The sequence below is a fragment of the Serratia sp. JSRIV002 genome, assembly GCF_019968725.1.
GTDB classification, from domain to species: domain Bacteria; phylum Pseudomonadota; class Gammaproteobacteria; order Enterobacterales; family Enterobacteriaceae; genus Chania; species Chania fonticola_B.
Window position 1 is genome coordinate 5,126,012 of sequence record NZ_CP074143.1, and the last position, 26,007, is coordinate 5,152,018.

Annotated in this window: 7 protein-coding genes; all 7 read right to left on the reverse strand. The window is 53.0% G+C overall.

The genetic code is table 11. The features are described from left to right. Positions 1-40: 40 nt before the first annotated feature. Positions 41-19,402: a non-ribosomal peptide synthetase gene (locus KGP26_RS24125; RefSeq protein ID WP_223664672.1), complete on the reverse strand. Its 19,362-nt coding sequence runs from the start codon at positions 19,400-19,402 to the stop codon at positions 41-43. A gap of 169 nt (positions 19,403-19,571) precedes the next feature. Continuing rightward, a complete protein-coding gene (gene macB, locus KGP26_RS24130; protein WP_021806787.1) occupies positions 19,572-21,518 on the reverse strand; it encodes a macrolide ABC transporter ATP-binding protein/permease MacB in 1,947 nt (648 codons plus the stop codon). After that, positions 21,518-22,627 carry a macrolide transporter subunit MacA gene (gene macA, locus KGP26_RS24135; RefSeq protein ID WP_223500384.1) on the reverse strand — a complete coding sequence of 370 codons (1,110 nt, stop codon included), beginning with the start codon at positions 22,625-22,627 and terminating at the stop codon, positions 21,518-21,520. Before macA ends, macB begins: the two co-directional genes overlap by 1 nt. Positions 22,628-23,475: 848 nt before the next feature. Continuing rightward, on the reverse strand, positions 23,476-24,303 hold the full coding sequence (locus KGP26_RS24140) for an adhesin (RefSeq protein ID WP_179248393.1): 828 nt from the start codon (positions 24,301-24,303) through the stop codon (positions 23,476-23,478). A 79-nt stretch (positions 24,304-24,382) separates the two neighbouring features. Next, a complete protein-coding gene (locus KGP26_RS24145; RefSeq protein WP_209522841.1) occupies positions 24,383-24,913 on the reverse strand; it encodes a fimbrial protein in 531 nt (176 codons plus the stop codon). Positions 24,914-24,927: 14 nt separating this feature from the next. Further along, complete coding sequence (locus KGP26_RS24150; protein WP_021806797.1) at positions 24,928-25,416, reverse strand: fimbrial protein; 489 nt, start codon at positions 25,414-25,416, stop codon at positions 24,928-24,930. A 13-nt stretch (positions 25,417-25,429) separates the two neighbouring features. Continuing rightward, positions 25,430-25,966, reverse strand: coding sequence for a fimbrial protein (locus KGP26_RS24155; RefSeq protein WP_223500389.1), 537 nt, complete (start codon positions 25,964-25,966; stop codon positions 25,430-25,432). Positions 25,967-26,007 lie beyond the last annotated feature (41 nt).

Genomic DNA, 26,007 nt, shown 5'->3' on the forward strand with positions numbered 1-26,007 from the left:
GGGCAGGTAATAAAACCCCTGCCCAGCGCCAAGAAAGCAATTAGCGGATGTGGCTAATCAACTCATCCTCCTTTTCCAGCAAGGTAAAGTGACAGGCTGCTATTTCAAACAGCTGTAGCTGGGCGATGTTTTCAACACCAGTATCAACGTTGTTAAACCGGTATTGTTGATACCCCTCATTATCTATCTCCTCTGTCGCCTTAAACAACACGATCTGCGTATGTTTTAATACGGCAGAGAGTGGCTGTATATTCAACAGCTTATCGCTGACGACGACCGATTCGACATTATGTCTTAAATAATGTGGGATTTGTAACCGCGCCATCATAGAGTCCAGGTTAAAGGATGATTCATTGCGCTGATAATGATCTTCACTTAACAACCAGGTATCCAGCAGATAGACAGTGATCGCCTTAACCCCACGCGCTTCTAAATAGGCCGCGATCTCCAGTGCAATCTTCCCGCCCAACGACCAGCCTAATAAAGTGACCGGTTGGCTGACATCAAGAATGCGATCGATATGCTCCAGATAATAACGTGCCAACTCATCGAGCCGCTCGATCTTCTGCTCATGATAGAAGTTGTATGAGTCAACCCCATAACAGCAGTAGCGCTCACTCAACCTATTGGCCAAGGATTGATAGACAGAACAGTTCCCCATCCCAGGGTGAACCATAAACATCTGCGGCTTTTGCGTTACCGTATTAAATGGCACGATCACCTCAAAGGACTTCCCTTGAGCCTGTGTAATTACTTGCGATAACTCGCCTAAGGTGCGTGCATTGATAATATCAAGCAGACGAATTTTCACCCTCAGCACCTGATTAATCCGGTTGTTCAGCCTCATCGCCAGGATGCTGTTGCCGCCCAGTGCAAAGAAGTTATCCTCCATGCTGATTGCCTCAAATGACACTTGCAACGTATCAGCAAGCAACTCGCACAATGTTTTTTCAACCTTGTTTTCCGGCGCAACGTAGGACACGGAATGGGTTATTTGCGGTTGAGGTAACAATCTTCTGTTCAATTTACCGTTTGAGGTCACCGGCAGCGCCGTCAAATGAACGAATACGCTAGGCACCATATAATCTGGCAGGGTTTCCCGCAGATGAGCGCATAGTTTTTCGGTGGAAATTTCCTGCGCGGCAACATAATAGGCCACCAGATATTTATCATTGCTACCACGCTCACTGGCGATCACCACCGCATGATTAACGTCCGGATAACTGGCCAGGCGCGTTTCGATTTCGCCCAGCTCAATACGGTAACCGCGCACTTTAACCTGGAAATCATTGCGGCCCAGATATTGGATGTTGCCATCGGCTAAATAACGCACCACGTCGCCAGTTTTATACATCCGGCCATTGTAACCCCGTAGCTTCTCCTCACTGCTCTGGAATGGATTGCCCAGGAAAGCCTTATCCGTCAATAGCTTATTATTCACGTATCCTCTAGCGACACCGACGCCACCAATGAATAACTCGCCAATTGCCCCCGGTGGAATGGGTTGCAGTTGTGCATTCAGCACATAGGCGGAAGTATTGTCGATCGGCTTACCGATTAACACATCCTTGATGGTGCGTGCGTTACAGTCGTAGAACAGCACATCCACCGTCGCTTCCGTTGGGCCATAGAGATTGTGGATCTGGCAATGCGGCAGTAAACGCTGGCATTTTCTGACTTCCCCCACGTTTAACGCCTCTCCGCTGCAAAACAGGTAGTTAAGGCTGCCCAGTTTTGCCTGCAACGCACTCTGCCCTTCCAGGGTTTCAAGGAATGCCGACAGCATTGAAGGGACGAAATGGAGCGTCGTTACCTGCTGCTGTTCAATCAGTTCTGCCAGATAAACATTATCTTTATAGGCCTCCTGCGAGGCAAAAACGGTACAGGCCCCGAACCAGTTAGCCCAGAACAACTCCCACACTGAAACATCGAAGGTGTAGTTGGTCTTTTGCAAGATACGATCCTGCGCCGTGATCGGATATTGTTTGTGCATCCAGACAATACGGTTGATCACACTGTGATGCTCTAGCATGACGCCTTTAGGATTGCCCGTGGTGCCGCTGGTATAGATGATGTAAGCCAAATCACTAGACCGCACCGATGAAGGCTGGTTTTCACCTGGGTAGCGGGCAATATCAGCTGACGTTTCCCGATCGGCGACATCAATAACGGTTCTGCCGGTTGCCGCTAGCGCTGTGGCTTTCTCGTCGCCAGGGTTTGCCGTCAAGATGATATCGATACCGGCGTTGTCCAGCATGTAGCTCACCCGGTCATCCGGTGCCAGCGGATCCAGTGGTACGTAAGCGGCCCCCGCCTTGAGAATGGCCAGTATCGCGACCTGCATATGCTCAGAGCGGTTTAGACACAGCGCCACCAAATCGCCAGTGCGGACAGCAAAGCGTTCTCTCAAGTAAACCGACAAGCGGTTAGCCCGTTCATTCAACTGCCGATAGGTCAGGCTCACGTCCTCAAATACCAGTGCGATATTCTCTGGGGTTCTCGCTACCTGCGCCTCGAACATTTCGTGGATCGTCATATCCCGTGGGTAGTCGCATTCGGTGCGGTTCCCCTGGTAGATGATTTGCTCATATTGCGCCGTATCCAGGTACTGAAGCTCCGCAAGGGAACGCCCCTGACTGCACAGCGTTCCCAGTTGGCGCAGGATATGCCGATAGGTCGCAATGTAGTTCCGCATCGTTTGCCCGTCGAACAGGGCCGTCGCATAGTTGAAGACGCCGCCGATCGCCTCTTCACTGTCGTCCATCATCACGGTCAAATCGAACTTCGCCGCCCGATACGCCCCTTCTTGCGCGTCATACTGCTCAAACAGGCTTTCTCCTTCGGTACGTCCTGTGGCGCCAAACGATTGGAGACTGAACATCACCTGGAATATCGGGTGCCTTGAACTGTCCTTTTCCGTTTTCAGCACTTCCACCAGTTTTTCAAAAGGCAGGTCCTGATGGGTATGCGCTTCACTGACCTGCTGCCCCGTTTCGCCAATAAATTCTCTGACCGTTTGGCTGACGTCTATCTGCCTTCTCAGGACCAGCGTATTAACGAACAGCCCCATGGTGTCTTCCACCCCCGGGTAATGCCTGCCCGCTATCGGCGTACCCAGCACGATATCCTGCTGGTTACTGTAAACCCCCAGCAGCAGGTAATAGCCGCTCAGCAAGACCGTGTACAGGCTGACGTTCAACGAAGCGGCCAACGCCCGCAGTTCGGCACTGGTCGCCGCATCCAGTTGGAAGGTGATATCGTCGCCGCGATAATCCAACTGCAGTGGACGCACATGGTCCGTCGGCAGGTTGAGCGGTTCATGGTCCGCCAGTTGCCCATGCCAGTAAGCCAGTTGCCTGTCCAGCGTGGCTCCTTGCAGGTGTTGGCGCTGCCACAACGCAAATTCCCGGTACTGCACCGGCGGTGCCGGGAGTTCATTGCTGGCCTCTCCGGTGAACACGCGGTAATAGTGCAGTAACTCTTTTAACAGCAGATCTACCGACCAGCCGTCAAACGCGATGTGGTGAATAACGATGCTGAAGTAGTGGGCTCCCGCCAGCGTATAACTGCTGGCCGCAATCGGGCATTCCTGCGCCAGGTCAAACACCCGGTGTTGATGCTCGTGCAGTCGTGCATGCAGCGCTTGCACGCTGTCGCATGTTTCGTGCGGTATGCTCAGTGAGAATGTCTCGGCTGGCAGGATTTGTTGATACCCCTGTCCGTCGTCGTCACACAGGATCAGGGTGCGCAGCACTTCGTGACGCTCAACCACCTTCATCAGGGCCTGGGCCACTTTCTGCGGATCGGTTCCGGCCTGCAGCTTGAGCGTCAGCGGGATGTTGTAGGCGTTGCTGCCTTCTTCATAACGGTCGATAAACCACAGGCGCTCCTGGGCAAACGACAGCCGCTGCTCCTCAGGCCGGGCGATCGACGGTGCCTGGATGACCTGGCAGCCCTGCGCGGTATTATCAATGAATGCCGCCAGCGCCCGAATGGATCTCAGGCGGAACAGGTCAGAGACATGCACGCTTTTTTCTAACGCGCGGGTCAAACGGCCCACCAGCTTGATCGCCAGAATGCTGTTGCCCCCCAGGCGATAGAAGTCGTCCAGCACGCTGAGGCTGTCCTGCGGGATGGCGAGCAGCTCGGCGAAGACCTCGGCCAGTTGCTGCTCGGTCGCCGTCTCTGGTGCCACCCGGTCTGCCTGCGCCTCAAACGTGGGGACAGGCAAGGCCGCGCGATCGACCTTGCCGTTGACGGTCATCGGTAGCGATAGCAGGTGAACAAAGGCCGACGGCACCATGTAGTCCGGCAGAACCTGTTGCAGATGGTCGCACAATGTCTCCCGTTCCAAGGGCTCCTGCGCGACGTAGTACGCCGTCAGATGGGTATGCCCCGCCGGGTTAGTGCTCGCCAGGACCAGCGCCTGCTGGATGGCAGGATGGTCGATCAGCCGGGCTTCGATCTCCCCCGGTTCAATACGGAAGCCACGGATTTTAACCTGGAAGTCATTGCGGCCCAGGTATTCGATGTTCCCGTCCGGCAGGTAACGACCCCGGTCCCCGGTTTTATAAAGGCGGGCGTTTTCACCACGGCTACGTTCGGCATCACTGCGGAACGGATTGGCAATAAACGCGTCCGCTGTCGCCTGCGGATTATTCAGATAGCCGCGCCCAACGCCAGCGCCACCGATATACAGCTCGCCAATCGCACCTTGTGGGACGGGGCGCAGGTGGCGATCCAGCAGATAAACGCAAACGTTGTTGATCGCCTTGCCGATATTGGTATTGGCATCGCCAGGTTGATAGAGCCGCGCCGTCGCCCAAACGGTGGTTTCGCTAGGCCCGTAACCGTTGATCAAACGGACTCCGGCCTCACAGTAGCGGTCAATCATCGCCCCGTCGATACACTCCCCGCCAACGACCAGCGTGGACAGTTCCAGCAGTTCATTTTGCGCCAGTAACGCCGGAGGAATAAAGGCGAACTCGATGGCGTGATCCCTGATATAGGCAGAAAGCGCGATAAAGTCGAGACGTTGCTGTTCTGGCAGAATATGCAGGCAATGGCCATTCAACAAGGCACAGAAGACATCCAGCGCATGGGCATCGAAAACATATTCCGAATACCACAGCGTGTTTAGCCTGGCAGCCTGCTCATAGCCCGTAGGCATACCTAGCAGGTCCGACTGCCCTTGCGCCAGGTTGATTAACGAGTGATGCTCAATCATCACCCCTTTTGGCCGGCCAGTGGTTCCGCTGGTATAGATGATATACGCCAAATCGTCTGGCTGCGTACGTGACGGTACATTGCTGTCGTCGAACTGCGCCAGCCTGTTGGCCAGTTGCGGGTTATCTATATCCAGCAGAGGGAAACCACAGCCAGCGATGCGTGAGCCATGATGCTGCTGCGTCAGGATCAGCACCGGTTTAACGTCGTCAACCAGCAGGCTCAAGCGCTCCAACGGTGCCTGAGGGCTAATCGGAACATAGGCCGCCCCGGCCTTGAGCACGGCCAGCATGGCAATGACCATATGGGTCGACTTATCAAAATAGAGGGCAATCGCGCTGTCAGGCTGTATCGCAAAGTTCGCCTGCAGATAAGCCGCCAACTGGTTCACCCGCTGATTTAACTCGCAATACGTCAACCGCGTATCCTGATATACCAATGCCAAAGCATCCGGCGTTCTGGCGGCCTGCTCTTCAAACATCTGACCGACCAGTTTATTTCGCTCCACGGCAACCTGTACCCGCGGCTGGTTTGCTACCAGCTGCGTATAGTTGTCCTGCGTCAGCAACGATAACGCCTGGGGAACAATGGCCGGGTCCGCGATCAACTGCTGTACGGTGAGTCGTATTCCTTGCAGCACGCCTTCAATCGCCGAACGGCTGAACAACTCGCCCGCATAGTTGATCTTGAACTCAATGCGCCCATCCTGTTCATACACCATGATGCCCAGTGGGTAATCCAGTTTTTCATCACTGTCCTCAAACTCGAGTTTGAACAGGCTCTCGCCGTTATCGGCTGGCACCGGATAGTTTTCAAACACGAAGAGCGAGTTGAACAGCCGTACCCCCGCCTTTTGCAGTGTGATCAGGCTGATATTGCTGTAGCTATTGATGTCATTTATATGGGCCTGCAGGCGTTTGACATTCTCGATGATCGCCTCATCGGTATGCGCCAGAACTACAGGCAACGTATTGATATATAAACCAACAGAGCGTTCAATCTCCTCCACCGGCAGGTTACGGCCAGACACCGTCATGCCCACAATCGTCACGTCCGCATGGCTATAAAGACTGAGCTGCTGGTGCCAGCAATACTGCATCAGCGCATTCAGCGTCACGCCATGCTGCCGCGAGAGCGCCTTCAGCCCGTGGTAAAGCTCACCAGCCAATGCGGTCGATACCGTCTGGGGATCTTGCAGGTGTTTATATTCACTTAAATTGACGTGTTTCATCTCCGGCTTTAGCAGACCGGTGAGATTCTCTTGCACCTCTAAGCCACCCAGATAGTTTTGCCAGAACTGCTCGGTTTCCTGGCTAACCGTCTGTAGCAATGCCTGAGCCTCCAGATAGCTTTGATCTTCGGCTTGCTCCGGCGCGCTTCCCTGTTGCAGAGCCAGATAATTTTGGTGCACGTCATTGAGCAAGATCGGCAGACTCCAGCCGTCCAGAATCGCGTGGTGGTTATTAAACAGACAAATGTAGTGATCGGCCGCGCACTTAACGATATAGAGACGGAATAGCCCTTTAGCAGACAAATCGAAATGGGTCTGCTGATCCTGCTTGATGAGTTCAGCCACGATGCTTGCTTGCGCACGTTCGTCCTGCTTACTGATATCGATAAACTGCCAACCAAAGGTGCCTTGCTTATCGACGATCTGCACAAACTCTTCCTGCCAGGAGAATCTTAGCCGCAGCGCCGGATATTTCGCCTGGCTGCATTGCCACGCCCGTTTTAACAGCTCGACATCCAACGCATTGCGATAGTGCCAGACCATTTGCGTACGATAGGCGTTGTCGATATCGCCTTGCAGGACGTAATGATAAATAAATCCTTGTTGCAGGCTGTTAGCCGGATAAATCGCCGCCACCTCTTCATCCTGCTGGAGGCGCGCCAACAATTCACCGGAGACCACACCCTTAACATCAGACTCGGTGAGATAAGAGCGAGGTGACCGCTTAAGCTCGTCGATCAACTGGATTAACCGTTGTTGATAAGTCGTGGCAAACAGTTCGAGCTGTTCCGGGCTGAGATCACCCTCGACCAGGAACTGTAATTGGCCATTGAGCACACCGCCGTTCAGCGCTAAGAAGTCCGTTGTGCGGTTATTCGCTGATAATGCCAGCCCCGTAGATTCCTGAACAAATGCCCACTCGCCATCCCGTTCATCACCATCGAACTGGCCAAGGTAGTTGAAGGTCACTGCAGGCAATGCCTGCGCATCATAGCCAACCAGCACGCCATAGCCTAAGCCATGGTGAGGAGGAGTTCGCAGCCTGTCTTTTATCAGCGGTAAATTGCGTACAAGGTCCCGATGCTCAACGCGCAGATTGACCGGATACATGCAGGTAAACCAACCGACGGTATTGTTGATATCCACATCGTCAAACATCGCCTCTCTGCCATGTCCTTCCAGCAGGACATACTGGTTGTCACCACCAACCACCTGCGACAACGCATCCGCCAGTACGGTCAGCAGAACATCGTTCATCTCGGTGTGATAAACATGATGAAGGTCTCGCAGCAGACAACCGGTGTGCTCTTGCGACAGGCTTATCATCGTACGATTGAGCGTCCCCACGCGATGAGAGTCCAAACGCTGGTGCCAGCCGTCCAACTCCGTGGTCAGGTTATCCCAGTAATGCTTCTCATCCCTATGGTTGTTCACGACAACGGCTGGGTAGTTTTGCAGTGAGTTGACCCATTGGCGGTAACTGGTGCCTTTCTGGCCCAGGATAGTTTGCGCATCAACCGTCACATCCAGGTTATCGCCTTGTGCAGCAAAGAACTGGTAAAGCGTGCGTAAGTCTTGGTTGATAATCCGCCAGCTGACCGCATCAATATTGAGATGGTGTACCGCCACATGGATACGCGCAGTCTCATCAGCGTAGCCTGCAATATAACCGATATGGAACAGTGGCCCTTCTGCCAGGCAAAAACGGTTCTGCCAGGCCGTCAACTGCGCATCGAGCTGATCGGCTGTGAAATCCTGTTGATTGATCGCATCAAATGGCAGCGTCTCTATCGCTTGACGATAGTGACCGACAGCGGCATCTTTCGGGTAAACGGCCCGCAAAATATCATGGTATTCAACCAGTTTAGCCACGCTCAAACGCAGTAACTCAACGTTTAACGTTGGCACTTTAACCATAAATGCCTGGTTCCAATGCCCAGCATCAGGCAACTTCCCTGACTCTACGGCCTGGAAGAACCAGCGCTGGATCGGCGCCAAGGGGAGCTCATCCGCCAGCATACCCGCCTCTGACTGGATAACCGGCAAACTGTCACCCTGACGTTGCAGCAGGTAAGTGCTCAATGCCTTGGGCGTTCTGTGGGCAAAGATGTCTTTCACCGTGAGATGGTGGCCAGATAACTTTTTGAGTTTGTTCGCCAGTTGGATACTGCTGATACTGTCCCCGCCTAAACGGAAGAAATCATCGGTGACCCCCACCGCATAATCCTTCAGCTGTAATACCTCCGCAAATACGCGGCAGATCAGCATTTCACTCTCGTTGGCTGGGGCCACGTAGTTCACCTCATCCGTTAATATCGGCAGAGGTAAGGCTTTGCGATCCAACTTATTGTTCATGTTCATGGGCAATGCCGTTAGATGAACAAACGCTGTGGGGATCATGTAGGCAGGTAAACGCTGTTGCAGATGCTCAGACAGCACATCTGCTGGCAATGCGTCTGGCGCAACATAATAGGCCACCAGGTACTTTTGCCCCGAGTCATGCTCCAGCGCCAGGACCACAACCTGTTCAATCTGTGGATATTGGGTCAGACAGCTTTCGATTTCGGCCAATTCGATCCTGAAGCCACGGATCTTCACCTGTGCATCATTACGCCCAATATAGTCAATCTTACCGTCGTTCAGGTAACGGACTAAATCCCCCGTTTTATACAGCCGATCGTGACGTCCTCGCGCTTTATCTTCTTCGCTTTGCAATGGATTGACGATAAACGCCTGATGAGTCGCCTCTGGGTTATTTAAATAGCCACGGCCTACGCAGTCTCCACTGATATAGAGCTCACCCACGGCACCCGCAGGGAGCGGCCGTAGACAACTGTCCAGAATATAAGCGCCAGCATTGCCTATCGGCTGGCCAATGAGGGTATTGCTATCGCCCGCTTGGTAAACGTTCCTGGTGACAAAGACCGTGGTTTCCGTTGGGCCATAGCAGTTAACTATTTTGACCCCCTGAGCGCTATAGCGTTCTATCACGCTGCTACTGGCTACCTCTCCACCCAGGATTAGCGTGGAAAGCGCCAATGTTTCATTGTTATTTAGCAGCGCAGGAGGCACAAAGCCGATATCAATGGCATGTTGTTTGATGTATGCGGCAAGCGCAGCGAAATTCAAACGTATCTCTTTAGACAGGACATGCAAGCAATGGCCGGTCAGCAGCGGGCTGAACACATCCAGGACATGCGCATCAAAGGTATAATTTGAATAGAAGAGGTAACTTTTTGTCGGCTCTCCGACCTGACAGATCTCCGTGCCAAAGATACTCCGCTGCGCCTCAACCAGATTGGCGACACAATGATGCTCAATCATCACTCCTTTAGGGATTCCCGTCGTCCCGCTGGTATAGATGACATAAATCAGATTGTCAGGTCTGGTTCGGGTTGCCACATTAACCACCTGGTGGCTGGCAACCTGCGCTAACAACTCAGGATCGTCCACGCACAGCAGCGCCGTCTTTTGTGGATCAATCAGTGTGGCCAGCGTCTCTTGCGCTCCCAACTCCGTCAGCATAACGCGGGAGTGGATATTTTCTATCGTCCAGAGCATTCTCTCCGCGGGCATATCGGGGCTAAGCGGTACATAGGCAGCACCAGCCTTCAACACCGCCAGGATACTCACGATCATGCGCTCCGATCTTTCCAGGCAAAGCCCGATCAGATCGTCCGGTTGTAAAACAAACTGCGCTCTCAAGTAAGCCGCCAACCGGTTGGCGCGTTCATTCAACTGCCGATAGGTCAGGCTCACCCCCTCAAACACCAGTGCGATATTCTCTGGGGTCCTCGCTACCTGCGCCTCGAACATTTCGTGGATCGTCATCTCCCGTGGGTAGTCGCATTCGGTGCGGTTCCCCTGGCAGATGATTTGCTCGTATTGTGCCGTATCCAGGTACTGAAGCTCCGCAAGGGAACGCCCCTGACTGCACAGCGTACCCAGTTGGCGCAGGATATGCTGGTAGGTGGCGATGTAGTTCCGCATCGTTTGCCCGTTGAACAGGGCCGTCGCATAGTTGAAGACGCCACCGATCGCCTCTTCACTGTCGTCCATCATCACGGTCAAATCGAACTTCGCCGCCCGATACGCCCCTTCCTGCGCATCATACTGCTCAAACAGGCTTTCTCCTTCGGTACGTCCTGTGGCGCCAAACGATTGGAGACTGAACATCACCTGGAAGATCGGGTGCCTTGAACTGTCCTTTTCCGTTTTCAACACTTCCACCAGCTTTTCGAAAGGCAGATCCTGGTGGGTATGCGCTTCACTGACCTGTTGGCCCGTTTCGCCAATAAATTCTCTGACCGTTTGGCTGACGTCTATCTGCCGCCTCAGGACCAGCGTATTGACGAACAGGCCCATGGTGTCTTCCACCCCCGGGTAATGCCTGCCCGCTATCGGCGTCCCCAGCACGATATCCTGCTGGTTACTGTAAACCCCCAGCAGCAGGTAATAGCCGCTCAGCAGTACCGTGTACAGGCTGACGTTCAACGAGGCGGCCAACGCCCGCAGTTCGGCACTGGTCGCCGCATCCAGCTGGAAGGTGATATCGTCGCCGCGGTAATCCAACTGCAGCGGACGCACATGGTCCGTCGGCAGGTTGAGCGGTTCATGGTCCGCCAGTTGCCCATGCCAGTAGGCCAGTTGCTTGTCCAGCGTGGCTCCTTGCAGGTGTTGGCGCTGCCACAACGCAAATTCCCGGTACTGCACCGGCGGTGCCGGGAGTTCATTGCTGGCCTCTCCGGTGAACACGCGGTAATAGTGCAGTAACTCTTTTAACAGCAGATCTACCGACCAGCCGTCAAACGCGATGTGGTGAATAACGATGCTGAAGTAGTGGGCTCCCGCCAGCGTATAACTGCTGGCCGCAATCGGGCATTCCTGCGCCAGGTCAAACACCCGGTGCTGATGCTCGTGCAGTCGTGCATGCAGCGCTTGCACGCTGTCGCATGTTTCGTGCGGTATGCTCAGTGAGAATGTCTCGGCGGGCAGAATATGTTGATACCCCTGCCCGTCGTCGTCGCACAGGATTAGGGTACGCAGCGCTTCATGACGCGCTATCACCTTCATCAGGGCCTGGGCCACTTTCTGCGGATCGGTTCCGGCCTGCAGCTTGAGCGTAAGCGGGACGTTGTAGGCGTTGCTGCCTTCTTCATAACGGTCGATAAACCACAGGCGCTCCTGGGCAAACGACAGCCTTTGTTCCTCAGGTCGGGAGATCGACGGTGCCTGGATGACCTGGCAGCCTTGCGCTTCGCCGTCAATAAATGCCGCCAGCGCCCGGATGGATCTCAGGCGGAACAGGTCAGAGACGTGCACGCTTTTTTCTAACGCGCGGGTCAAACGGCCCACCAGCTTGATCGCCAGGATACTGTTGCCCCCCAGGCGATAGAAGTCGTCCAGCACGCTGAGGCTGTCCTGCGGGATGGCGAGCAGCTCGGCGAAGACCTCGGCCAGTTGCTGCTCGGTCGCCGTCTCTGGTGCCACCCGGTCTGCCTGCGCCTCAAACGTCGGGACCGGCAAGGCGGCACGATCGACCTTGCCGTTGACGGTCATCGGGAGCGATAGCAGGTGAACCAAGGCCGACGGTACCATGTAGTCCGGCAGCACCTGCTGCAGATGGGCGCGCAACACATCTTGCTGCAAGGGCTCCTGCGCGACGTAGTACGCCGTCAGATGGGTATGCCCCGCCGGGTTAGTGCTCGCCAAAACCAGTGCCTGCTGGATGGCTGGATGGTCGATCAGCCGGGCTTCGATTTCCCCCAGCTCAATACGGAAGCCACGGATCTTAACCTGGAAGTCATTGCGGCCCAGGTATTCGATGTTACCGTCCGGCAGGTAACGGCCTTGATCCCCGGTTTTATAAAGGCGGGCGTTTTCACCACGGCTGCGTTCGGCGTCACTGCGGAACGGATTGGCAATAAACGCGTCCGCTGTCGCCTGCGGGTTATTCAGATAGCCGCGCCCAACGCCAGCGCCACCGATATACAACTCACCAATCGCACCTTGGGGGACGGGGCGCAGCTGTTCGTCGAGTATATACAGTTGGGTATTACTAATTGGCCGACCAATGGGAACAGTGTAATCAAACGCCTGCGTCGCCGTGTTGGTCAAATAGGCCGTAGCGTAGGTTGTCGTTTCCGTCGGCCCGTATACATGTACCAACTTGACCTGAGGGTAAAGCGTTCTGAAACGATTAACATGGTTAACGGACACCTGCTCACCGCCGAACAGCAGGTAGTTCAACTGCTGCAACCCAGGCAGTTCAGCATCCACCAGCGTATTAAAGAAGGCGGTCGTGGCAAAGAAATTGCTGATCTGACGATCGACAATCAGCTGAGAGAGACGGTCTAAATCCAGGATATTTGGCTTGTCGGCAATCACCAACGCGGCGCCATTTAACAACGCGCCAAAGATGTCATAAATGGAGGCATCAAACTGATAGCCTGAAATACCAAGAATGCGATCCTGTTCACCGAACTCAACATAATTGGGATTAATCACCAGCCGGTTCACACAGCGTTGCTCTATCAGAGTCCCTTTAGGATATCCCGTCGTGCCACTGGTATAAATGACATACGCCAGATCGTGGGGACCTGTATTGCTGCATGGGTTATCTGTTGCACAGCGCGCCAAACGCGCGGTGGTTTCTGGTGCGTCAAGAGGGATAAGCATGGCGCCAGGTGCCATCAAGTCTACCCTTTGTAAAGCCTGCCGCTGGCAAAGCACCGCCTTTACCTTGGCATCCGCGATAATATAGCCATTGCGCTCATCGGGGGAATCCGGATCCATCGGCACATAGGCCGCACCCGCTTTCAGTATGGCCAGAATAGCAATGACCAACTGCTCACTGCGCTCAAGATAGAGACCCACGAGATCGTTGGCGCGCAACTGGCAACATTGCTGCAAATAATGCGCTAGCTGGTTCGCCTGTTGATTTAACTGGGCGTACGTTAACACCACGTCGTTAAATTCTACGGCGACGCTGTCTGGTGAGGCGGCCACGCGTGCTTCAAACAGCGCGGCGAGAGTTTTATCCTGCTCGTAGGGCCTGCGGGTATCATTCCACTGGTGGATCATCGTTTGATACTGCGCCGCCTGCAGATAACGCAACTCGGCTTGAGACTGGGAGGCACCCTGAACAATATTTTCTACCAGCGTCCTCATGGTGTTCAGTAGCTGTTCGATCAGCACGTCGTCAAACAGTTCACCGGCATAATGCAGGCTCAGCGCCAGGTGCTGCTGTTCCAGCACGGTCACCACCAACGGATAATCTTGTTTCTCGTTAGCACTGGCGAAACGTAGCCGTAAATCGCTATCGATGTCCCCACTGGGCATCGGGTAGTTTTCATAGACAAACAAAGAGTTAAACAGGCGTTTTCCTGCCGATTGCAGCTGTGCCAGATTGACATGGCTGCGGGTATTCGCCTCGTTGATCGCGTCCTGCAGGTTTTGAATCGCCGTGAGAACCGACACAGAAGCCTGATGATCGACGATCAGCGGCAGTGTGTTGATCAATAATCCTACCGTTTGATCCACGCCATCCACGGGCAGGTTACGGCCTGAAACCACCGTGCCAACGATGCTGGCCGCATTGCCAGAATAAATACTGAGCACTTTGTGCCAGCAATATTGCAATAGCGCATTAAGGGTTATCGCGTTCTCGGCCGTGAACGATTTCAGCTGTTGGTAACACGGCTCATCAAACATCAACTGCTGTGTTTTCGACGTTTTAATGTGCTTATAGTCATTTAACTGAACGTGCTTCGCCTGCCCGCACAGCAAGATATTTAAATCTTCGGGTTCATCCTGTGCTGCCAGATAGTCCCGCCAGTACGGTAAATGCTCGCTTTTGTGCGACTGTATATAGCGCTGAACCTGGTGGAAACCGCGGTCACATGCCTGCGGCAATGTGTCACCACGCAACAACGCCAGATAGAATTTATGCACCGCTTCAATCAGCAGCGGGTTACTCCAGCCATCCATGATGGCGTGGTGGCAGCTGAAAATGCAGCGGTAACGTTCATGCGCATTTTTGACCACATAGACACGGAAGATCCCGCTGATCGACAAATCGTAAGGCCGAGCTCGATCCTGAGCAGACAAATCAGAGAAGAAGGCTTGCTGTTGGTGCTCGCTTTTTTCACTGAGATCAAAGAAATGCCAGTTCAGTGCAGCATGGGCATCAACAATCTGTACCAACTCTTCATCCCAATTAAACCGCAGGCGGAGCGTTGGATAATGCTGCTGCGCCTGCAACCATGCCTGCTTCAGACAGGCGATATCCAGCGCATTGTCATAGTCCCAGAACATCTGGGTATGGTAGGCATCGTCGACTTCACCCTGCGATAGCGCGTGGTAAATAAAGCCTTCCTGCAAACTATTGGCCAGATAGACCGACTCCAGCTCGGTATCACGCTGCAGAGCGTCAAGTGCTGCTTGAGGTATTACCCCGTCGATATCTCGTGCAGTCAGATAAGTGCGGCTTTCCGCCAGCAAGCGCTCAATAACGCCTGCAATCGCCCCCTGGTAACGGCTCGCCAGGTGTTGCAATTCTTCGTCTGCCAGGTAACCGGAGAGGCGTATTCTCAGTTCCCCCCCAACTACACCACAGTTGACGCTGAGCAGATGCGCTTCGCCATTCTCATGCGCAACGGTTTGTCCGCTGTTTGTCGGGCTGAAGCACCATCCCTCCTGCTGCACCTCATCAAAGCGCCCTAAATAGTTAAAGCTAACCGGTGGCAGCTTGTCGGCGTCATACCCCATCAACGGCGCAAATCCAACGCCCCGGCGCGGGATCCCGCCAACGGTCTCTTTGACGGTCACGATCCGTTGACGCCAGTCCCCCTCGCTGGTCAAGCGGACCGGGTACATAGTGGTCAGCCAGCCTACCGTACGGTTGATATCAACGCTGGTATCGAGCGCTTCTCGGCCATGGCCTTCCAACGTCAGGTACTGGGTATGCAGCCCGGTAAACTCATTGAGGATCTCAACGAAGCTGGCTAACAGAAGATCGTTAACCTGGGTATTGAACACATGATGTACCCCACCCAGCAGATGCTGCGTTAAGGTTTTGTTTAACGATAACTCACGTTGGCTCAACGATGGCGAGGTGAAAAGCGGCGCTATCCGTTGGCGATAGTCACCCAGGCCGCCAATAACAGTACGCCAATAAAGCGTTTCCTCATTGGCTCCCTGATGGTTGGCATAATCCTGTACCTGAGCAGCCCACTGACGATAACTGGTGGGTTTATCACCCAAAATCTCAACGGGATCGCTAATACCCGCCGCGTTTCCTTCCAGCGCGCGATAAATCCTTTCCAGATCCTGTTTGATGATATGCCAACTTACCGCATCCATAATCAGGTGATGGAAAGCAAAGTGCAGCTTCGCCCGTGGCGCATTTTCGCTTGTGATATAGCCAATATGGCACAGCTTGCCGCCAAAGATATCAAACTCACTTTGCCACCGATCAAATAGCGCGATTTGTTGCTCGGCACCCATGGGTTCATCAATAACCGACAGCGGTATTTCGCCGACTTCTGATTGATAGTGCTGGCTGTACCCCCCGTTACCGTCATGCGTAAAGACCAGTCTCAGGGCATCATGATAGGCAAATAACAGCGCCAGGCTCTTGTTGAGTATGCCAATATCCAGCTGGGGGACATCCAGGACAAAGGATTGGTTCCAGTGCTGATAAGCAGAAAAAGTGCCCAGTTTGACCCGATCGAAGAACCACTGCTGGATCGGCAGCAACTGTGCAGGGCCGCTCAACATCCCCGGTTCGGAGAGATGTTTGATATGACATTCATCGCCGTCCATCACAATAGTCCGGGCGAGTAAACGAACGGTTTTGCAGTCGAAAATATCTTTGACGCTGGCCGTCCCCTTTAGCCTTTGACGGATCATTCTCACCATCTGAATGGCGCTGATACTGTCGCCGCCCAGCCTAAAGAAATCGTCATTTACTCCGACATGACCCGGCTCCTGACCTAATATCTCACCATAGATCTGGCATAGCGCCCTTTCCATCTCATCGGCAGGAGCGACATAGTCATCCTGCCCGCTCAGATCGGGCAGCGGTAATGCCTTACGGTTTAATTTACCGTTAACCGTCATCGGGAACGCCGTTAAGTGAACATAAGCCATCGGGATCATATAGTCAGGCAAAGCATCCGCCAGGTGCCCAATGATCTGCTCTTTGCCCACGGCAACATCCGCAACATAGTAGGCAACTAACGACAGCGCTCCCGTCGGGAGCTTATGTGCAATGACCGCCGATTGGATAATCTGCGGAATTTGCACCAGTTGCATTTCAATTTCGCTTAATTCAATTCTGAAACCGCGGATCTTCAGCTGGGAGTCTCGCCTGCCGACATACTCAATGTGACCGTCGGCCAAGCGGCGGACAAGATCGCCGGTTTTATACAGCCGTGCCGCTTCATTGCGCTGCTTTTGCTCGTCGCTCTGGAAGGGATTGGTGATAAAGGCGCGCTCGGTCTGCTGCGTATCATTCAGATACCCCCGAGCCAGGCCAACACCACTGATATAAAGCTCGCCGATCACACCGACGGGGACTGGTGTCAGGTGTTGATCTAAAACATGCACATCAAGATTCAGTAGCGGCAGACCGATATTGAGGTTGCTATCGCCATTTTCGTAATAGTGCAACGTCGCACAGACGCTGCTTTCCGTCGGGCCATAGGCATTGATAACCGTTGTTCCCTGCGCACGATAACGTTGCATGATCTCACGATTACAAGGTTCGCCAGCAACAACCAGAGTAGAGAGCCCTAAAAGGGAGTGTTTATCCAATAATGCCGGGGGAATAGTGGCAATATCAATGCGAGCATCGGCAATATATTCCGCTAACGCGTCAAAATCCTTGCGCTTGTTTTCCGGCAAAATATGTATCACATGGCCATTGGCAATCGCCGTAAAGAGCTCAGAGACATGGGCATCAAAAACATAGGCGGCATACCAAAGACATTGCTTTACCGACTCCTCGCCAGGTGCCAAACCAAACGCTTCGCCCTGAACCAGCGCCAGATTGATTAATCCCGCGTGTTCAATCATGACGCCTTTTGGCTTACCTGTCGTGCCGCTGGTATAAATAATATAGGCTAACTGGTCCAAATATATGGCGATATCAAGGTTCTCTGGCTGCTGCTTAGCAACCAGATCGCGCTGAAACTGCGGGTTATCAACGGCAATAATTGGCACCTGCGGCAGCTCTGCAATCTCATTGAGATAGTTCACGCTGGCGCTATCGCCCAAGATGGCTTTAGCTTGTGTGTCCTGCAGAATAAAACTTAATCTGTTCCCGGCCTCGCCAGGGTTAAGCGGAACATAGGCAGCCCCCGTTTTGAGTACGGCAAGAATACATACGGGCATTGCTGCCGACTTTTCAAGGCACAGGGCGACGAAATCGCCGCTCTTGATCCGCAGTTCGCACCTCAGGTAATCAGCCAGACGGTTGGCCTGTTGATTAAGCTGTTGATAGGACAGTGTTTGATTGCCATAGACAACGGCGTTGCGGGCTGGGTAAGTCGCGGCCATACGCTCAAATTGTTCGACAATCGAATGTTGAGGGACTTTAGCGCCAGCGCATACGTGCTGGGTGTGGTGTGGCGGCTGCGCAATAAGCGTGATGGTATTTATTGGTGTGTCTACTTCACCCGCAAGCAGCTTATCAAGTATGTTAATAAACAGATCTTTATAGAGCTCAATAAAATTCTCAACCAATGCGACATCAAGGACGTTGCGATCAAACCTGACGCGATAGTTGATACCATTCGCTAACGTCTCCTGTTCAAACAGCAGTTGATTCACCAGGTCAATATGAAAGTCGTGATTGGCCGACTCATCGACGATGCCACTAAAATGGGTCTGATGATCACGCAGGAACGTTTGGGCAAAAGCAACATCCAGTACGCCGGTGGCATCACCGCAAGCCAGGATCTCATGGACAGGTAAATATTTGGCTTTTGTCTGTTTTAATGATTTGTAATAACGATGAACACTGGCAATAACGCTACGGATCGACGCATCATCCGCAAAGCGATAATCGATAGCCAAGGTATTGATATGTGCGCCATACAACAGCTCCTTACCTTCAGAGATCGCTACCGGGAAAGCGAGCGCAACGGCTTTTTGCCCTGACATTTTGTGCAACAGCAGGGCCATGACCATTTGCCCGAACAGGTAGGTGGTCAACTTATACTTGCGCAGTAACAGCTTTACACGTCGGCTGATATCTTCATCAAAACCAAACAGTAACTCGTCGATCTGACGCCGGGTTGTCGCGGTTGCAAGCTGGCGGCCCGTTTGTAAAAAGCGTAAATCAACGCCTTCAAGATCGCACAGACGCTCGCGCCAGAACTCACGCATTTGTTCGCCTTTTTCTTGCAGCAGCGTGGCGAAATTATGGCAAAGCTGCTGGTGCATAACCCCTTGATCCTGCAGCGATGGCACCTGATAGTCGATGCCATTATAGCGTTTACGCCACTTGTCCCAGACCTCTTCGGTACTGATGCCATCGACAACAATATGGTGAAAAATAAACAAGGTACGGTAGCGTTCTGCCCCAAGAGAAATCAAATGTATCCGTACCAGCGGGCCATTTCTTAAGTCAAAGGGGGCAGAGACTAACGCATAAATTTCTTCATCAGTTAACGCGGTGTCGTGATAGGTGACTAAATTGAAAACGGGCTCTCTCGGTACCCAAAAGGCTCCATCAGGTCCGTCTTCAATGTTATGACGGGTAATAAAATGCTCGTTAAGCAGTTGTTCAAAACTATCGTTATACTTTTTTTTGTCTATTTCGCCGACAATAGTATTGTCGATCACAATATTGTAATCACTGCGATCGGGATCTTGTAGCCACTCATAATAAAAAATTGTCTGATAAGGGGTGAGCGTTATTTCCATATTATTCGCCATAATTATTTTACTCCTTGAGATATTCTATTTATAAATATTTTGGCTGGTTTGAGTCATAGCACGGCCAACACCGTGAGTATCGACTCACAGCAATAGGTATCACCTGAACGTTATTGTGCCGAGGGTTCGGCAGTGCTCGCGGATCAGGGTGAAATTAGGGTTTGGCTGATTATTCCCGTGCCAATGCGTCAATGGGATCGAGCCGCGCAGCGCTGCGCGCAGGCAGATAACCGAACACGACACCAATACCGGTGGAACACAGGAACGCACTCAGCAGAGCCACCGGCGGGAAGTTGATCTGCCAGCCCGGCATCGCCAACTGCACCAGTAAGCCGATGGTGAACGACAGCGCGATCCCTAAAATCCCCCCCACCAGGCAGACCAGCACCGACTCAATCAGGAACTGTTGCAGGACGTCGCCGGAACGAGCGCCTACGGCCATGCGGATGCCGATTTCACGCGTTCTTTCGGTGACCGAGACCAGCATGATATTCATCACGCCAATCCCACCCACCACCAACGAAATCACCGCCACCAGGATCAGGAACAGTTGCAGCGTACGGGTGGTTTTCTCCGCCGTTTGCACCAGGCTATCCATGTTGTAGGTAAAGAAGTCTTTCTTGCCGTGGCGCAGCGTCAACAGACGCGTCAGTTGCTGTTCCGCCTCCTGGCTGTTATAGCCATCGCGGATACGCACGGTGATCGAATCGAAGTAGTCGTTGCCCATCAGGCGATTGGCCATCGTGGTATAAGGCACCCAGACGCTGAGCATCTTGCTGCTGCCAAACATGGTTTGCTTTTCCTTCGCCACCCCCACCACGGTCGCAGGCATATTGCCTATCAGGATCACCTCACCCAGCACGTTTTTTTGTTGCGGGAACAGACGGCGCTGGGTGTTGGTATCGATCACCACCGTCTGCGTCTGGGACTCTACCTGCCGGACATCAATTGCCGCCCCCTGAGAAAACTCCATACCGTACACCCGGAAAAACTGCTCGCTGACGCCCGCCACATTAGCCGCCACATCGATATTGCCAAAGCGCAGACGCATGCTGCTGCGAGTCATGGGAGAAAGCGCGCTGATATAAGGTTGTGCATGCAATGCGCTCAGATCGTCATATTTCAACGCCTGGCGGAGGGTTGGATCATCGTCACCAAAATCCTTACCGGGATAGACGTCCACGGTGTTGGTACCGATGGATTTGATCTCGGCCAATACCTGCTGTTGGACTGCATCGCCTATCACCAGGATCGAGATCACCGAGGCAATGCCGATGACGATCCCCAGCATGGTCAACAAGGTGCGCATCTTGTTGGCCGCCATCGCCCACCAGGCCATCGACAACGCCTCCCGGAAACGGTCGGCCATCTGCTGCCAGGACGGGGCTGGCGTGGCCAGTTCCAACGATTTGGCCTGTGCCTTGCCCTGCCCCTGTGGCCGAGAATCACCAATGATTTCGCCATCGTGGATTTCGATAATCCGCTCGGCCTGCTGCGCTACCGCCGGATCGTGGGTAACGATGATCACGGTATGCCCCTGCTCGCATAGCTGCTTGAGGATCGTCATTACCTCTTTACCCGAGTGGCTATCGAGCGCACCGGTTGGCTCATCCGCCAGGATCACCTGGCCACCGTTCATTAATGCCCGCGCAATGCTGACACGCTGCTGCTGCCCACCGGACAGCTGGCTTGGCCGATAGGCAATTCGTTCCCCTAACCCAAGGCGTTGCAGCAAGGCCGCCGCCCTGGCATGCCGTGCCGAGTTATTCATCCCAGCGTAAACGGCAGGCACCTCCACGTTATGCGCCGCACTCAGATGTGGCAGCAGATGATAACGCTGGAAGATAAAGCCGAAATGCTCGCGCCGCAGTTGGGCTAATGCATCGCCATTTAGCGTGGCCACGTCCTGCCCGGCCACGCGGTAAATGCCGCTGTTGGGTTTGTCCAGACAGCCGAGAATGTTCATCAGCGTCGATTTACCGGAGCCTGAAGCCCCGATGATCGCCACCATCTCACCGGCCTCTATCCGCAGGCTGACGCTTTTCAATACCTCCAGGGTCTGATCGCCGGATTGATAACTACGCCGGATATCACTCAGTTCCAACAGTGCGGCCATCAGCTGTCCTCCACGCCGCCGAGGCTGACAATCACCTCTTCACCGGCTGTCAATCCACTGACAATTTGCACATCCAGGTTGTTACGCATGCCGATCGTTACCTCCCGCAGCTGTTTCTGGCCCTGTTGCAGCACCGCCACTTGGTAACGGTTATCGGCGATCTGCTCCCCTAACGCTACCAGCGGAATAACCAGCGCATCGCTGGCGCCAGCCAGTTGGATATGCACCTGCGCGGTCATTTGCAGGCGCAGCAATCCCTGCGGATTTGGCACTTCGAAACGCGCGTAATAGAAAATAGCGTTATTGACCTTCTCTGGGGTAGGTTGGATGTCTTTCAGCACGCCCTCAAAGCGTTTGTTCGGATCGCCCAGCACGGTAAACCAGGCTTTCAGCCCCGGCTTGAGGTGGATGACGTCCGCCTCGGAAACCTGGGCCTTCACCAGCATGGTGCTCATATCTGCCAGCGTCAGAATATTGGGTGCCTGCTGCGCGGCAATCACCGTTTGGCCCTGAAAGGTGGTGATCTGCACCACATCACCGTCCATCGGCGCTTCAATGCGGGTATAGGCCAGATTGATCTTGGCGGTATCCAGGCTGGCCTGATTCTTGGCGATCTGCGCCCGGGTGTTTGCCACCTGCGCCTTTTTCACCGCCAGCTCGGTGGTCAATTTATCCAGATCCTGGCGCGATACCGCCTGCACCTTGGCCAGTTCGCGGTTACGCTGCAAGGTGACCTCTGCCAGTTGCTGCTCCGCCTGTGCCTGTTGCAGTTGGGCTTGCAGTTGCTGTAGCGTGGCCTCGCCTTCACGAATGCTGTTTCGTGCCTGTTGGGGATCGATCACGCCGAGCAGTTGGCCTTTTTGCACCTTATCGCCAATCTCGACCTTCAGGCTCTCTAGCTGTCCGCTGACCTGAGCTCCCACATCAACCTTGCGTACCGCATCCAGTTGGCCGGTCGCCAAAACGTTCTGTTGAAAATCACGCTGGGTAACCTTAACCGTTTTAAACTCCGCAGGTAGCGGTTGGCTGAAATGCCAATAAGCCACTATGGCAATCGCCACTAAAGCGCCTCCCCCTAGCAGCTTACGTTTTGTTCGTCCTTTTAACATATGGATATTTTTCCCTAACTATTTCGTCTATTCCTGCCAATTTCTAGCCGCAAAGCCGCCATCGAAATAAACCATCACGTGAATACATACCCCTCCAGCAAGGCCAATATGTGCAGCGAGCCTATTATTGATATTACTTATAACTTACCTCTGTTTTATAATGCTTAAGCTATAAATAAAACCATTTACCCCCCCTTCGGGAATGGCTTTTATCAAAACACAATGGCGCAGGACCGATAGCAAAGCCGCTGATCCCCCTATCGTGTGCCGAACCGGTAGTGGGCCGATACGTTTAAATTGACATGAGTGATAATAGAACTGATTGAAATTTTGAATGGCAACCATTATTGATTAATCTTTCTGATAGTTCAAATGGAATTTTCTCTCAAACAGGCAAATAATCCTGTATTCACAGTCGTATATTCTTAATATCTAAGTTATTACTTAAAACAAAACAAGAAGCATCTTACTTAAACATAAGACAATATGATTGGTTATCAATTGATGTATTCAGGATAATTATTAATAGGGTTATCTATTGGCACCATTGATGCCAACGCGATGCAGACCTCAACCAAGCATTTGAGTTGAGATGAAAGCCCCTTTACAGGGTGAATAAGAGTGAGCTGAATCCCGTTTTTCAAATTATCCGGCACCCGCTCTTGATTGAGAGACAAAAAAGGAGATTTTTGACCTGCAGAAGATCCAGGTCATAGAAGCACAGTCGGTTAAAAATATGACGCCAATTGACGTGGCGCTGGAGCTTACGGTGAGAAAAACCTGATGATCGGATTAAACAGGCGCAGCATGCGGTTGAAGCAGCCGCATGCCGCGCCCGATATCAGTCACTAAGGCATAGTCAGTATTGCGGTGGCCGATCCGAAGAAATCACCGGCTTCCACGGCTCCCACCTTAGTCAGCGTAGAGACGAACTCCAGCGGCATCTTGGTCGACGCCAAAGCATGTATCCTGACCCCGGTTGAGCCACTCACTCCATCAATCGTCAAGCGGGTTTGCAGGCTACCGTCGCTTCTGAGATTGACCATACCGTTTCCGGCCGACCCTGCAAGGTAAACCATCACGTCCATTTCTTGCGTGCAACGGACATAACCAGTCTGCCGGGCTTGATGTCCTTCAATGTCCCTCAATTGAACCTGGCCGTGGGTCAGTTCAACGCTGGTTTCAGTAAATTCACATTTACCCACCGGCGGCGGTACAATCCCGCATAGGCTGCTGGGCATCATGGTGCTGCCACCGGCACTGGAGGTTCCAGCTGTCGTTTTATAGTACATCCCTACACATTCCTGCGTCACCGCTGGGCCAACGTGATTCTGAGTTCCACTGCGTGGTAGCGAATACTTACGCTGAAAAGCCGCCCCTACGTCGCCTACCGTGCGCAAATTCTGGATACCGTCAAGGTATTCGCCACCATCTGAAACACCAGGACCGGCCTCTCCAGCATCACTGTGCCGGTGGCCAATAAATACCGTACATTGCCCCCACCCGTAACACGGATTTGGTGTGGCATCAACGGTATCCCAGTATTCAATAGTCCACCAATATTTGGCGTTCTCGGGTGTCCCCTCACTACGGGTAATATAAGAATAAATCGCGCTATTGGCGCTATATGTTGTCAGCAACGTGACAGCAAAAAGTATCGCTTTAATGGCTTGCATAACTACCCCTGTGATCATCCCTTATCTACCGCGGACTCATTAGTCGCGCCATCGATTTCAGGGTAAGCCGTATTACGGGCTACTCGTATTCCAATAAAAACGTCGCGCTGGCGGTAAAGTCGCCAGGGTTAATGGTTTTTTGGCTAATCGCATCGGGTTCACCCTGCACATAGGTCCGCAGGCTAATGGTATTATTGCCCGCGATCAGCCCTTGATTATAGCGACCGGTATTGATCGCGACCTTATTTCCCTGCTGCGTTTCAATACCTATGCCAATACCGCTGGTCTGGCTCGCCCCGGATATCGCCAACAGACCGTTCAATCTGCTATTTTCCGTACCGGAAAAGGTCAGCTTCACCATATTTCCCAGGCTAAGATCGCAATCATCGAGATGTAATACCAACGGCACCCCTAGCGTACGGGTGTTGATATAAAGGTATTTCTCAACGATGGAACCAAAATCGATATTGATATTCTCATCCGTGACTCGCAATGTGCAAGGGTCAGCCACCAAAGCGCCTCTAAAGCGTACGTTATCAACCGCCAGTGATACGCTGGATAAACCGCCAAACCCTACAGTCAGGGATAGTAACAGTGCCGAAAATCGCATGATATATCTCCCTGTTATTGATAATCAGCCTGCAGCGTTGCCATTGCTTCAAACGCGCCTTCCGTTAGGGTTATGCCCACCTGCTGCACCGGTACGGCTTTAAGCTGGGGTTTACTGGTCGGCGTGATGGTTATTTCACTGCCAATAACAAAGGGTTGACCGTCACGCAGGATTTTAATCCCCAGCCCGTTAATATTGGTTCGCACCGCGGCGTTATCAAAAGAAACGGGGTTCCCCGTAAGCTTCAATTTTAACGCCCAACCATGGGTATTTGGCTCACAAACCAGATCATAATTAATGTTCTGCATATAGTTAACGCCATCCACTTTTTTGACACCCACCTTAAGGCCAAAATCAACGATGATATTATTACCGCTATTAATGCTACAAGGCGGTGGTTCGAGCAGCGTTCCTCGAAACCTCATATCGCCCCCTGCGGCAAATGCGGTAGATAACAAACCACTTATACCCGCGGTCAGTAGGGATAACAGTAGAATTCGCATGTCTTGTGCTCCCTTACTGGTAATCAATTAATAACGTGGCGGAGGCGGTAAACTCGCCCCCCGTCAAGGTGGCCCCGCTACGCTTGACCGGCACCGCATACAGCACCGGTTGATTGGGATAGGTGTAGTTAAACCAGGTATTGATATTCAACCGTTGCGTCCCATAGTACAAAGCGATACCCAAATCACCTTTATTGGTGCTCAATAATCCGGTCCCAAAGCCCGCCGTGCCGCCTTGAATCCTCATTTTGAGATCGTTGGATTTCTGGATGTCACAACTCAGGCTATAGGCAATAGTCTGCTTATAGTTGACGCCATCAATCCGGGTGGTCATCACCTCATCGCCAAAGTCCACCCAAATGGTTTGATTATTATTAATCGTACAGGGCGGTGGCAGTATAACGGTTCCCCTGATATTCACCGGCATTGCGCTGACCGGAACAGTGGTCAGCAAGGCACTGAATAGCACCCCGGCAAGGCAATAGCCTGAGGCCCTCGATCTCATGCTCCCCCGGCGATGTTTGCCAGGAACAGGATAATATTGTTGCATACGTTCTCTCCTTGCAGACCTGACCCCGCGCCCTCTCCCTG

Bases quoted from the DNA above. Each gene is read 5' to 3' on its own strand.
- KGP26_RS24125 (WP_223664672.1), bottom strand. From the start codon at position 19,402: ATGGCGAATAATATGGAAATAACGCTCACCCCTTATCAGACAATTTTT.
- macB (WP_021806787.1), bottom strand. From the start codon at position 21,518: ATGGCCGCACTGTTGGAACTGAGTGATATCCGGCGTAGTTATCAATCC.
- macA (WP_223500384.1), bottom strand. From the start codon at position 22,627: ATGTTAAAAGGACGAACAAAACGTAAGCTGCTAGGGGGAGGCGCTTTA.
- KGP26_RS24140 (WP_179248393.1), bottom strand. From the start codon at position 24,303: ATGCAAGCCATTAAAGCGATACTTTTTGCTGTCACGTTGCTGACAACA.
- KGP26_RS24145 (WP_209522841.1), bottom strand. From the start codon at position 24,913: ATGCGATTTTCGGCACTGTTACTATCCCTGACTGTAGGGTTTGGCGGT.
- KGP26_RS24150 (WP_021806797.1), bottom strand. From the start codon at position 25,416: ATGCGAATTCTACTGTTATCCCTACTGACCGCGGGTATAAGTGGTTTG.
- KGP26_RS24155 (WP_223500389.1), bottom strand. From the start codon at position 25,966: ATGCAACAATATTATCCTGTTCCTGGCAAACATCGCCGGGGGAGCATG.